This is a genomic window from Streptococcus suis (assembly GCF_002960445.1).
Classification (GTDB): domain Bacteria; phylum Bacillota; class Bacilli; order Lactobacillales; family Streptococcaceae; genus Streptococcus; species Streptococcus hyiners.
This window is the reverse complement of the sequence record NZ_POJD01000377.1, coordinates 1-409: the sequence shown is the minus strand read 5'-3', so window position 1 is coordinate 409 and position 409 is coordinate 1. Positions and strand designations below refer to the sequence as shown.

At 41.6% G+C, this 409-nt stretch carries 1 pseudogene; it reads right to left on the bottom strand.

What is annotated here, in order from left to right:
• A pseudogene (locus C1G53_RS12150) lies at positions 1-277 on the bottom strand (phosphotransferase); the annotation flags it as partial.
• Positions 278-409 lie beyond the last annotated feature (132 nt).

Below are 409 nucleotides of genomic sequence, written 5' to 3'. Positions count from 1 at the left end.
TTCTCACCAGTATTTGACGAATCTGTTTACTAGTCATATCTTGACGCTCCAAGGTACGACCATTCAACCACTCCTGCTCTACACGATGCCCCATTCCTACTTCACGATTTGCTGACAAAACGGGTGGTGTAATTTGCTCACGCGCAAGAGCAGACACTATCGGAGGCATCTCATACTTCACAAAGACTGGCGTTCCGTCTGACCGTAGGCCTTTAAACGCTTTGCCACTATTTCCTGCAATAGACTGTAATTGTAGCCCACTGGTATCAAACTGCATGCCTTTCCTCCTTTAAAAATTCCTTACTATTTTACTAATTTTCGTCTATTTAGTCAATCAATTTTTTTAATTTTAGAGGCAAATATATTTCATGCAAGAAAATCCCCACGAGAAGTAAGACGACTACCATCG